We start from the raw sequence: 12320 nt of genomic DNA, 5'->3' as shown, positions 1-12320 counted from the left end.
AGAAAAATTTTGGAATATAATTTTTAAGTCACTTGATGTTAAAAAACTTATTCTTTTGCATACATTTTAATGGTCAATTCATCATTCAAATAACTCGCTCTAAACATTCCGGGAGTGTTGAATTCCATCGCGATGTTTCCCAGATGATCGATCGCGATAATGCCACCATTTCCGCCTAAATCGGGTTGTTTTTCGTAAATCACTTTTTTAACGGCTTCAGCTAAGCTTAAACCTTTATATTCCATCAACGCAGAAATATCGTAAGCCACAACGCCGCGAATATAATATTCGCCCCAACCCGTTCCCGAAACCGCACAGGTTTTATTATTCGCATAAGTTCCCGCACCGATGATGGGCGAATCGCCAATGCGTCCCCATTTTTTGTTGGCCATCCCGCCGGTAGAGGTTCCGGCAGCAAGATTTCCGTTTTTATCTAAAGCCACACAACCTACCGTTCCAAATTTAGTTCCGTTAATATCGGAGTTATAAAATGTAGCTTGCTTATTTTTACTTTCTCTTTTTATACGCTGAATATTTTGAAGTTGTTTATTGGTAATAAAATATTCGGGATCGACGATCTCTAAATTTCGGGTTTTCGCAAAAGCTTCAGCGCCTTCGCGAGCGAGCAATACGTGATCTGAATTTTCCATTACTTCGTAAGCTAAATTAATGGGGTTTTTTACGGTTGAAATTCCGGCAACCCCACCGGCATTAAGGCTTTTACCATCCATAATCGAAGCATCCAATTCCGGCAACTCTTCGTTGGTAAGCACGGCGCCTTTCCCAGAGTTGAATAAAGGTGAATCTTCCATCACATTAATTGTGCGTTGCACGGCTTCGACGGCAGAACCTCCGTTTTTTAAAATTTCATTTCCGGTGGTGATGGCTTCTTGCAATTTATCGTGGTAAGCTTGCTCTAACGAATCTGATAAATTTCCTTTTTTAATATATCCTGCGCCACCGTGAATGACGATCCCAAACGGAGCTTTGTGCTTTGCGATCGTATCTGTGGAAGTTTTTTTGGTTGCATTAGTATCATTGTTTTTTGTTGAAGTTTCGCAACTTAAAGTGAGTGCCAAAAAACTTAAGAGGAAGAAGTATTTTTTCATGAGAACTAGAATTTTTAACTAAGATATAAATTTTGCAGTTTTCCTCGCGTGAGGGATGGAGGCTTTGTTGGAGCTCTTTTTGTTTTGTTTCTCGACTCCGCTCGACATGACAAAACAAAAAAGCGACTGCCGAGAGCCCGACCCAAAGGGTCACGCCCAAAAAAGAATTAGAATACTGAAGAGATAGCGCTAAAATATGTAACTTTAAGTGTTTAAAAATTTAAAATTATGGCTATCCAAAAACCATTTAATCTTCACCAATGGGTTGAAGAAAACAGAGATACGTTAAAGCCGCCTGTTGGCAATAAAAATTTATACAAAGATGCCGGTGATTATATTGTGATGATCGTTGCCGGTCCCAATGCCAGAAAGGATTACCATTACAATGAAACGGAAGAATTGTTTTATCAGTTAGAAGGTAATATTGAAGTGCATATTCAGGAAGATGGAGAAAAGAAAACGATGAAATTAGGTCCGGGAGATATGTATTTGCATCCGGCGAGCGTTCCGCATTCTCCGGCAAGACAAGAAGGATCGATCGGTTTGGTGGTCGAGCGTAAACGTGCGCATCTTGAAGGTAAAGATGGTTTACTGTGGTTCTGCGACAATTGCAACCATAAATTGTATGAAGTTTACTTCCCGTTACACGATATTGAAAAAGATTTCTTAAAACATTTTAAATACTTTTATGCAAGTGAAGAGTTAAGAACGTGTGATCATTGCGGAGAAGTAATGCCTGTTGATAAACGTTTTGTTGCTGAAGAGGAGTAATTTCAACAAGATCAATTATTTAGCGGAAGATGAGCGTCTGTTTTCTGCTAAATAATCTAGATACTGTTCGTATTTAATCTTTTCATCTTTAGAAGACTTATCTAAAAATGATATCATTTCTTCGAGTAAATGAGAAAGGGAATAAATAGTATTTCTTTTTCTATTATTTAGTTTTAATAAGTAAGAGACAAAGTATAGTACAACAGCTGTTGAAAAGAATACATACCTTAAAGCTTTAAAAACTAACACGATAATATTTTTTTCTTCTGAATTAAATGATTCGCCATTCTCTTCCATTAATAAAATGAATTCTCCTGGGAAAAAACAGTATACCCCGAGAGCAAATAAAAATAGAGATAGCAATATGAATACAACCCTAAATAAATTAAAGGTTGCATTTTTAGAGATTTTTATAGCTATATTTTCATTTATTTCCTGATAGGCATTCTGAAATTGTTCTAGTTTTAATTCGGTTTCAGCGATCTTGGCAATTTTAAATTGCTCGACTTCCTCCTCGATATGATTTACCATTGATAAATAAAGTTTATGTAATTACAAACATATATAATTCCGTTATAATTTAAAATGAAGTTATATATCTATTTAACGATATCTTTGAATCAAGAAATCTTTTATTTGATATAAAATTTTTATTTTAGGCAAAATATTGTGAAATATTCATATTTCACTTTTAGTAGACTTTAAAAATTACCATAAAACTAAAATTTATTATATTAATGAGTCAAATCGCAAAAGATTTTGGAATCGATAAAGCCTTAGAAGAATTAGGGCTTCAAGATATAAACAATGGAACTTCGACCGGGAAAGATTTCTTTTCTGGCGGAGAAATTATCGAATCTTATTCTCCGGTTGATGGTGCTTTGATAGGAAAAGTAAAAGCCACCACACCTGAGGATTACGAAAAAGTGATCAATACGGCAGAAAATGGCTTTAAGGAATGGCGAACAATGCCGGCTCCACAACGAGGTGAAATTGTTAGAAAATTTAATGACGAATTACGTCGATTGAAAGAACCATTGGGAAAACTGGTTTCTTACGAAATGGGAAAATCGTACCAGGAAGGTTTAGGCGAAGTTCAGGAGATGATCGATATCTGTGATTTTGCAGTAGGATTATCACGACAATTACACGGTTTAACAATGCATTCTGAACGTCCCGGACACAGAATGTACGAGCAGTATCATCCGCTTGGCGTGGTTGGGATCATTTCAGCTTTTAACTTTCCGGTGGCAGTTTGGTCTTGGAATACGGCTCTAGCCTGGGTTTGTGGTGACGCTTGTATCTGGAAAGGATCAGAGAAAACTCCGCTTACCTCGGTAGCTTGCCAAAATATCGCTGCTCGCGTGTTTTCTGATAACGGAGTGCCAGAAGGTATTTCCTGTTTGATCACCGGTGATTATAAAGTAGGCGAGTTGATGACGAAAGATGAGCGAATTCCGCTAATTTCTGCAACAGGTTCTACTCGAATGGGAAAAACCGTAGCGAAAGAAGTTGCCGGCCGTTTAGGGAAATCGCTTTTAGAGTTAGGAGGAAACAATGCGATTATCGTTACGCCAGATGCGAATATTAAAAATACCGTGATCGGTGCGGTTTTTGGCGCTGTAGGAACTTGCGGACAGCGTTGTACTTCTACGCGAAGATTAATTGTGCACGAAGATGTCTACGATAAAGTGAAAAATGCGATCGTAGATGCTTACCAGCAAATTAAGATCGGGAATCCGTTAGATGAAAATAATCACGTTGGACCGTTAATCGATAAAGATGCGGTAAAAAAATACCAGGCTGCTTTAGAGAAAGTGGTTGAAGAAGGCGGAAAAGTTTTAGTAGAAGGTGGCGTTTTAGAGGGCGAAGGTTACGAGAGCGGTTGCTATGTAAAACCTGCAATTGCTGAAGCTGAGAATCATTTTGAAATCGTACAACACGAAACTTTTGCACCGGTACTTTATATTATGAAGTACAAAGGCGATGTGAGTAACGCGCTAGAATTACAAAACGGCGTTCGTCAGGGACTTTCTTCAGCAATTATGACGAATAATTTACGAGAAGCCGAACGTTTCTTATCGGTTGAAGGTTCAGATTGTGGAATTGCGAATGTAAATATTGGAACGTCCGGAGCAGAAATTGGTGGTGCTTTTGGTGGTGAGAAAGAAACCGGTGGCGGTCGTGAATCTGGCTCTGATGCCTGGAAAGTCTATATGCGTAGACAAACCAATACAATTAATTACACCACAGAATTACCTTTAGCACAAGGAATCAAATTCGATTTATAGTATTTAGATCTGAGATTTTAGAAGTTAGAAATAAGATAAAACCTCACAAGTTTTTAAAACTTGTGAGGTTTTTTAGTGTGGAGGTGTTGTGATTTTTTTAAAAATCATCATCCTCATCAAAATCATCAAAGAAGTTATCGCCAAATTCATCTTCTAAGTCTTTAAACTCATTTTCAAGAAACTCCTCGTAGTCTTTTTTCCAGATTTCATATTTTTTATAAATTGATCCTTTTGGAAGGCTGTAATCTTTTTGATCGAGATCGGGGTCGCTAAAAATATCTTCTTCTACTTCTTCAATAGTTCCGCAAACATCTTCGGCAACTAAATCGAGTTGGTAAAGTTTTTTGATTTCAGGATATAAAGCGTTCATCCGTAATTCTACGATGTCTGAAATTATGAGTCCGTAAGCCAATTGATCTACCAAAGTTTTATCATCTTTCTTTTCAATCAATGTTTCTAAAAGACTTTTATAATGAGCTTGAACTTTTTCTTCGAGGTTTGGTTTTTCTTTCAGTAATAAAAGCATTGCTTCAGAAATGTAAGACTTGGAAAAAGTGTAAATACTAGGCTGTTCTAAGAAACTAAAAAATTGGTCTAGATGATGCTCTCCAAAACTGTAGACGATAGAATTTACGATTTCATTGATAAAATCGCCAAATATAATTTCATAATATTCTTCATTTTGTGCTAATACTTCTAAAATTTCTGGGAGTGCTTCTTCGGCTTCCAATTCCTCTAAAAAAAAGATGGCGTGTATGGGAAATAAAAGAAAATCGATCTCGTCTTCTTCTGAAAAATAATTAAAGCGGAGAATGCTGTCTTGAAGTACTTTTTTTAAATCTTCTATAAGCGGTTTTCGATCTAAGCGTAAAATAGTAGCTATTTTATTTTTAGGGAAGTCGTAATCTTCTTCGTACAACCATTGCATTTGTAATGGAAAATTAAATTTTGGGGCTTGATGAGCTTGCATTTTATCTTGATTCTCGGGATTTTTATTTTCCGAATGTTCGGTTAATTTAAACTGTTGTATTCGTTCCTGTAAATAGTTTGTTTTGGGATGCTCAGGAGCAATGCCTTGCATCATTTCTAAACGTATTTGAGCTTGAGGGAAATCGTTGGTTGCTAAAAAATATAAAGCTGCAATTTGATTGAATGCGATAAATTCTTCAATATGAAATTCTTCTCGGTTTGGGTAAAGCGCTTTCAACTCCATTGATTCTCCTAAAATTGACGGGATTTTTTCTGGTGCTGTATCAAGATATTCTACCGCTAAATTAAGTCGACCAAAAAGATAATTAGGATGTTCTTTTACGAGCCAACGATTAGCCTTAAAAGCCTGTTCTTTTTCTCCACGTTCATTATGCAAAGTTGCCAATAGGTTTTTAAATACAGGAACTCGAGGATTTTGCTTAATGAGTCTTGGTAGTCTTTTTAATAGATGACTTTTGCCTTTTAAAACATCGGGTTGAATTTCTTCCAAAATTTTTCGTACTTCGAACGTAATATGATTTTCTTTATCTAAGAGTTCGTGATCGGTACTTATTTTGTATGAGCTGAGCTGATATTGTAACATTTATTTTTAAAAATTTGCTTAATCTTAAAGTAATAAAAGTTCTTTTGGTTAATTGTTGAAAGCTAAAAAATATTAGAATTATATAGTACCCTATTTTTCTAAATTATGAAATTTGATGTTTTCTTCACTTTTAACTGAAAAATTCTGTAATTCCTACTTATTCTGTTTTTTTAATTGTTATTAACAGCTTCAACCTTAAAAATGAAAATTTAAAAAATGCAATCGCAGGACATAAAGAGTTTCTTGGGAGATATTATTATCCTGAGCTTGATTAACTCTAACTCTGTTGCATCTTCGATTACAAGGTGTAATCTTCAAGATTTTGCTTTTCTATGTGGAAAGAGGTTTGGTACTTGTACTTGATCTAGAACTGCGAAAAATATTCCTATTTATAAAGTGTTTGTAATCAAATAGTTTTTGGCTACTTAGTTTTCTTTACGTATTGCGTAAGGATCACAATCTGCTGTCCTTCAACACGACCTTCAATTTGTTCAGCATTATCCCAAACCAGTGAAATACGATGAACGGCAGTACCACGTTTTGCCGTAAAATTTGCGCCTTTTACATCCAAATCTTTGATAAGTACAACCGAGTCGCCATCTGCCAGAATGTTTCCGTTGCTGTCTTTATGGATAATTTTTTCAGCTTCATCTTCGGTTTCTTCGGTAGATTTTGCCCAGGCTAAAGCTTCTTCATCCAGATACATCATATCTAATAAATCCTGCGGCCAGCCTTCGCTGCGTAAGCGATTCAGCATTCGCCAGGCCACGATTTGCACCGGTAAATGTTCGCTCCACATACTTTCGTTTAAACAACGCCAGTGATTAGGATCTACTTTTTCTGGATCTTCGATTTGCGCTACACAATTCTTACAAGCATAGATCGAATCGTCTAAAGTACCTTCAGAAGTTGGCGGTACCTGATAGATCTGTAAGTCGTGTTCGTAACCACATAATTCACATTTGTTACCACTACGGTCTGTTAATCGTTTTTCAAGTACGCTCATTTTCTAAAAATTTCAGCAAAAATAATTCTTTACTTGAGAAACAGAAGCAATTTCAGTGATTAAAAACGATAACCTACATTAAAACCCGCATTAAATTCGATCGCAGAAAAACGTTCTTTTACTTCTTCGCTAAAATTACGTGCAATATTTACAAATGGTCCAAGCACAAATTTGTTACCGAAGTTCCATTTATAACCGGCTCCGAGACCAACCATAAATGTATTCATATCGGTTTCGATAGTAACGGTTTGCCCTTCGATTGTTCGGTCTTGAGTAAAATCACCAAAGCGGTATTTTACAAAAGGATTGGCGTAAATGCCCGCACCTGCTTTCTCTTGGTCAAAATAGTAGTTGTAACCGAGTTTGATGCTATTGGTGTTGAAATCTCTAGAGCCGCTTTCACTATGGTAATTAATGCGGTCGTTAATAAGTCCTTTTACTTCTACCGATTGGTTAAAACCGATAAAACGTTCGTAACCAAATTCTACTGAAGCTATCGCAATCGTGTTGGCGATATTTAGTTTTACTTCGTTTTTAGGATATTCTTCAGTTTGAGCTTTTGCAAATGTTGTAGCTAAAATAAGGCTGAATAATAGGTATACTTTTTTCATGATAATTTAATTTCTTCCAGATTCGTTAGGGTAAAGTTCGTGAACGGGATCACTTTGTATAATTTCTTTAGTGTCGACATTCAACATCGTTAGCGGTCCTTTAAAAGCGGCGCCGGTATCTACATTCCAAATATTGGCGGCGTTTACCGGTTTGGTTTTGTTAATTCTGGTCACCGGTGTGTGACCGATAAAAATTTCATTAAATAATTTTAAACGCTTCGGGTAAAAAAGATCGTCAGGTTTTAGGTTTTTGTCTAAAGAAAGCGCCATTTCCCAAAGGGTTCGATCCCAATAAACCATATAAGGTTCATATTCATTTTGAGGTCCGTGAATATTAGCAAAACCTGCGTGCACAAAAAGATTGTTGCTTTGGTCGATGTAATAATTTTCAAGATTACTAAAGAAACTTTTATGTTCTTCAATTTCAGTGTTAGTTAATCGAGAATACGCATCTTTACTCGATTGCCCGCCGTGCTTAAGCCAATTTTCGTTTTGTTCGTCGTTTTTTAACCAATGATGAACTAGATCGTCGTGGTTCCCTCGTATAAAAATACAATTGTGTGTCTGAGAAAGTTCAATTAAAAATGAAATAACGTTGGCAGAATCACTCCACCCATCCACATAATCGCCCAAGAAAATGAGTTGATCTTGCGGGGTGATTTTTGCTCGTTCTAATACTTGTTGCAGCGCTTTGAGTCCGCCGTGAATATCTCCTATTGCAAATCTTTTCATTGGAGTAAAATTACAACATCCAAGTTAAGTTTACTCATAAGGGATTCAGATTAACATAGATTTAAATACTTAATTATACCTCACTTTTCGTAAGATACGTAAGTTATCTTTTAAGCGTTGATAGGTTTGCGGATATTTTTTTAAATATACTTTGGCGCCTTCAAGCTTGTCGTGAGCTTTTTCGATACCGTTGAGGTAACATAAGAGTAAGGTGTCTGGTAAACGCTTGATGTCTTTTTCTTCGGAAGGTTTTAAGGTGAGATTTTTTGAAAGCTTATTTATTAAAGCTGAATTACTGTTGTAAATATGATATAAAGTTTTCTTTGGGAACTGTGGCGCTTCAAATAAAATCTTACTTTCAATCTCGTAACTCATATTATTTTTGAAGCGGATTTTTACTTCTTCCAGCGGATAATAATGGTAGTTTTCATACAAACCGAGATACACATATTCAATAATTTTAAATTCATCGGGAGCAAAAAAGATACTTATTTCATCTAGATCTGAATAAAATAATTTTACCTGCTCGTTGATCAATTCAATATTAACGCGGCTGTAATATTTTTGATCTTTGACTACCTTTTCTTTGCCGGCCCAACAGACCACAAAATACTCTTGAAAAACTTTATACGTAGGATGATAATCCCTGTTTTTCTGCATAAAATCGAAAACACCATCAAGCGTATACTCAATGGTGTTTTGTGAATGACTTTCAATAGAAGCTACGATTTTAGAATTTCTATCGGTTAGATCGATGCCGAAATCTTTAGGCATACTAATGCTGCCGTCTCTAAAAAATACTGCGCCGCCATAGTATTTCCAAATGTTTTTCCGAAGGCTACAAACGCGTCCGTGATTTGCTCTAATAATTACTAAGCCAACTACTTGATCGTTTGGTAAATGCGGAAAAAGAATATTTTCGTAAGTGATATTAGGCGGATTCTTAAGATAAGCATTCACTAGATTCTGAATTTTACTATCATCAAAAAAATCGACACCAACAATACTATTGTCACGATCTTCAACACCAACCACAATGTAGCTGTTGTTAAACGGATTACTGTTGGCAAGTGCACAAACGTGTTTTAGAAACTTTGCTTTTCCTTCTTTTTCGCCAAGATTTAACCTGCGCTTTTTGTCATAAAAACTATTCTCATCGTTATGAGCTAAAAGATTTTTAATGAGCAAGCGCTTGTTAATCATATCATTTTTTATCTACGATGGTTGAAGAAGCTTGCGCAGTACACATCACGATGAGGTCGGCAATATTTACGTGGTAAGGTCTGGTCACCACAAATTTGATAATGTCTGCAATATCTTCCGGTTTTAACGGCTCAAAACCTTGATAAACTTTTGTAGCTTTTTCAGAGTTGCCTTTAAAACGCACTTCGCTAAACTCGGTTTCTACCAATCCGGGATTAATGCCGCCAACTTTCACGCCGGTTCCGTTAAGGTCTATTCGCATTCCTTGTGTAATCGCATCGACAGCGTGTTTGCTGGCGCAATACACATTTCCTTTAGGGTAAACTTCTTTTCCGGCGGTAGAGCCAATGTTAATTATATGTCCGTTACCGCGCTCGATCATCTGTGGCATAATCTGCTTGCTCACGTACAATAAGCCTTTTACGTTAATATCGAGCATCGCGTCCCAATCTTCTGTACTTCCATCTTGTATCGGGTCTAAACCGTGAGCGTTACCTGCATTGTTGATCAGAATATCGATTTGCTGAAATGCTTCCGGAAGCGATTCCAAAGCTTGTTTTACTTCATCTTTATGGCGAACATCAAAAGTTAAGGTATGAACATCTGTAATTTTAGAAAGTTCTGTTTTTAAATCGTCTAAACGTTGTTGTCTTCTTCCGCAGAGAATTAAATTGAAATTTTCTTTAGCAAGTTCTATAGCCGTAGCTTTTCCTATTCCACTGGTAGCTCCGGTAATCAAGGCAGTTTTATTCATTACAATATACTTTTTGCTTAAAAGTAATTCAATTTAGACAGGAATGAAAACGAGCATAATTAAATTAATTTAAAGATATGAACACATGAAGTACTAAATCTGAATAGTTTACGTTATAAAGAGAGTTCGCAACCAACTTCAGCGAAAAAAATCAAAAAAATTGCAACACTAACTCATTTGTTAAGTCTTTTGAACAAAAGACTTAAAAATTGCTTCATTTTAGCGAATCGATTATATTTGAAGCATTCGGTATTTTAACCAAATATTAACAGTATTAAATGAATATTTTGGGACTTTGCCAAGTCTTATAAACAGAAAAGAAAGAATTTAACTTTAGTTATAAATTATGGAAGAAAACACATCCGTAGATATTGCAGGTTTAAATGAAAAAATACAACGTGAAAGTGCGTTTGTAGATTTGCTAACTAATGAGATGAACAAAGTGATCATCGGTCAAAAACACATGATCGAACGCTTGCTTATTGGTTTATTAGGGCAAGGTCATATTTTACTAGAAGGTGTTCCCGGTTTGGCAAAAACCTTAGCCATTAACACCCTTTCTAAAGCAGTGAAAGGAAGTTTCAGCAGAATTCAGTTTACGCCAGATTTACTTCCTGCCGATGTTGTGGGTACGATGATTTATAATATGAAGGACAATGACTTCAGCATTAAGAAAGGACCAATTTTTGCAAATTTCGTACTGGCAGATGAGATCAACCGTGCGCCGGCAAAAGTACAATCGGCGTTACTGGAAGCGATGCAAGAAAAGCAAGTAACCATTGGTGAACAAACCTTTGTGTTAGACAAACCTTTCTTAGTAATGGCAACGCAAAACCCGGTCGAGCAAGAAGGTACTTACCCATTGCCAGAAGCACAAGTTGACCGTTTTATGCTAAAAACGGTAATCGATTATCCTAAACTAGAAGAAGAACAATTAGTCGTAAGAGCCAATTTAAAAGGATCTTTCGAGAAAGTGAATCCGGTAGTTTCGTTAGAGCAAATTTTAACTGCTCAACAAGCCGTCCGTGAAGTTTATATGGATGAAAAAATTGAGAAATATATTCTCGATATCATTTTTGCGACCCGTTACCCGGAGAAATATAAATTAGAATCCTTAAAACCTTTAATCTCTTTTGGAGCTTCACCAAGAGGAAGTATTAACTTAGCGACAGCCGCCAAGTGTTATGCGTTTATTAAAAGAAGAGGTTACGTAATTCCGGAAGATGTAAGAGCCGTAGTACTCGATATTTTACGCCACAGAATAGGGATTACTTATGAAGCTGAAGCAGAAAATATTACTTCAGAAGATATTGTAGGTAAGATCGTAAATGAAATTGAAGTGCCATAGAATAGACAAAACTGGTTAATTTTTTTCAGTTGAAATCTAATCTGATGCAGAATAATGAACACGAAAGAACTCCTTAAAAAAGTACGAAAAATAGAAATTAAAACACGGCGGTTAAGCAATCACGTGTTTGGTGGTGAATATCATTCAACCTTTAAAGGTCGTGGGATGACCTTTAGCGAAGTGCGTCAATACCAATTTGGCGACGATGTGCGAAGCATCGATTGGAATGTGACTGCGCGTTACAACGAACCTTTTGTAAAAGTTTTTGAAGAAGAGCGCGAACTCACCATGATGTTAGTAGCCGATGTTTCGGGCTCCGAGTTTTTTGGTTCAACCGAAACCTTTAAAAAAGATATTATCACCGAAATTGCTGCAACTTTGGCTTTTTCAGCAACACAGAACAACGATAAAATTGGTTTGTTGCTATTTTCAGATGAGGTAGAATTATACATTCCGCCTAAAAAAGGGCGTTCACACGTGTTACGAATTATTCGTGAGTTACTAGAATTTCAGCCAAAAAGTAAACAAACAGACTTGTCGAAAGCACTCAAATTTCTTCAGAATATGATGAAGAAAAAAGCCATTGTGTTTATTCTTTCCGACTTTTTAACCGACGAATATCAGCATACGCTCAAAATTATGGGTAACAAACACGACGTTACCGGTATTCGTGTTTACGATAAGCGAGAAGAAGAAATGCCAAATGTAGGAATGGTGCAAATGCAAGATGAAGAAACCGGTGAGCTTATTTGGGTAAATACGGGGTCTAAATCGGTAAGAACGAGTTACGCCAAATATTTTAGAGAACGAGCAGATTATTTTCAGCAAAGTTTTCGAGTAAGCGGTTCTGGTAGTATCGATACAAGAACCGACGAAAGTTATGTGAAAAAATTGTTGGGTTATTTTAAACAAAGAGGGTAAA

Annotated in this window: 12 protein-coding genes; 4 read left to right on the top strand and 8 right to left on the bottom strand. The window is 36.3% G+C overall.

Annotation, left to right across the window (positions count from 1 at the left end):
• Window positions 1–47: 47 nt before the first annotated feature.
• Window positions 48–1109, bottom strand: a complete 1062-nt coding sequence (locus tag G551_RS0108405) for an isoaspartyl peptidase/L-asparaginase family protein (RefSeq protein ID WP_027885156.1) — start codon at window positions 1107–1109, stop codon at window positions 48–50.
• A gap of 228 nt (window positions 1110–1337) precedes the next feature.
• Between G551_RS0108405 and G551_RS0108400 the strand changes: the two genes are divergently transcribed.
• A complete protein-coding gene (locus G551_RS0108400) occupies window positions 1338–1880 on the top strand; it encodes a 3-hydroxyanthranilate 3,4-dioxygenase (RefSeq protein ID WP_027885155.1) in 543 nt (180 codons plus the stop codon).
• Between the two features lie 15 nt (window positions 1881–1895).
• Here G551_RS0108400 and G551_RS0108395 read toward each other — a convergent pair whose 3' ends face one another.
• Window positions 1896–2411 (bottom strand): hypothetical protein, encoded by a 516-nt coding sequence (locus G551_RS0108395; protein WP_027885154.1) that lies wholly within the window; start codon window positions 2409–2411, stop codon window positions 1896–1898.
• A gap of 206 nt (window positions 2412–2617) precedes the next feature.
• On the opposite strand from G551_RS0108395, the gene amaB reads away from it, so the two are divergent.
• Window positions 2618–4171: an L-piperidine-6-carboxylate dehydrogenase gene (gene amaB / locus G551_RS0108390; RefSeq protein WP_027885153.1), complete on the top strand. Its 1554-nt coding sequence runs from the start codon at window positions 2618–2620 to the stop codon at window positions 4169–4171.
• 97 nt (window positions 4172–4268) lie between these two features.
• Here amaB and G551_RS0108385 read toward each other — a convergent pair whose 3' ends face one another.
• From G551_RS0108385 to G551_RS0108360, 6 genes are all read right to left on the bottom strand, one after another.
• Window positions 4269–5744 carry a DUF1186 domain-containing protein gene (locus G551_RS0108385; RefSeq protein WP_027885152.1) on the bottom strand — a complete coding sequence of 492 codons (1476 nt, stop codon included), beginning with the start codon at window positions 5742–5744 and terminating at the stop codon, window positions 4269–4271.
• Window positions 5745–6165: 421 nt separating this feature from the next.
• Window positions 6166–6750, bottom strand: a complete 585-nt coding sequence (locus tag G551_RS0108380; protein WP_027885151.1) for a PhnA domain-containing protein — start codon at window positions 6748–6750, stop codon at window positions 6166–6168.
• 59 nt (window positions 6751–6809) lie between these two features.
• Window positions 6810–7361 carry an autotransporter domain-containing protein gene (locus tag G551_RS0108375; RefSeq protein WP_027885150.1) on the bottom strand — a complete coding sequence of 184 codons (552 nt, stop codon included), beginning with the start codon at window positions 7359–7361 and terminating at the stop codon, window positions 6810–6812.
• Between the two features lie 6 nt (window positions 7362–7367).
• Window positions 7368–8093: a metallophosphoesterase family protein gene (locus G551_RS0108370; RefSeq protein ID WP_027885149.1), complete on the bottom strand. Its 726-nt coding sequence runs from the start codon at window positions 8091–8093 to the stop codon at window positions 7368–7370.
• Window positions 8094–8162: 69 nt separating this feature from the next.
• Window positions 8163–9296 (bottom strand): ATP-binding protein, encoded by a 1134-nt coding sequence (locus G551_RS0108365; RefSeq protein ID WP_027885148.1) that lies wholly within the window; start codon window positions 9294–9296, stop codon window positions 8163–8165.
• Window position 9297: 1 nt separating this feature from the next.
• Window positions 9298–10050, bottom strand: coding sequence for an SDR family NAD(P)-dependent oxidoreductase (locus G551_RS0108360; RefSeq protein ID WP_027885147.1), 753 nt, complete (start codon window positions 10048–10050; stop codon window positions 9298–9300).
• A 346-nt stretch (window positions 10051–10396) separates the two neighbouring features.
• Between G551_RS0108360 and G551_RS0108355 the strand changes: the two genes are divergently transcribed.
• Together G551_RS0108355 and G551_RS0108350 are read left to right on the top strand one after the other, a co-directional pair.
• Complete coding sequence (locus G551_RS0108355) at window positions 10397–11398, top strand: AAA family ATPase (RefSeq protein ID WP_027885146.1); 1002 nt, start codon at window positions 10397–10399, stop codon at window positions 11396–11398.
• 54 nt (window positions 11399–11452) lie between these two features.
• Window positions 11453–12319 (top strand): DUF58 domain-containing protein, encoded by an 867-nt coding sequence (locus G551_RS0108350; protein ID WP_027885145.1) that lies wholly within the window; start codon window positions 11453–11455, stop codon window positions 12317–12319.
• Window position 12320 lies beyond the last annotated feature (1 nt).

Origin of the sequence: Mesonia mobilis DSM 19841 (genome assembly GCF_000423405.1) — a bacterium.
In the GTDB taxonomy this organism is placed as follows: domain Bacteria; phylum Bacteroidota; class Bacteroidia; order Flavobacteriales; family Flavobacteriaceae; genus Mesonia; species Mesonia mobilis.
The sequence above is the reverse complement of the archived record's forward strand: the minus strand, read 5'-3'. Positions and strand labels throughout refer to the sequence as shown.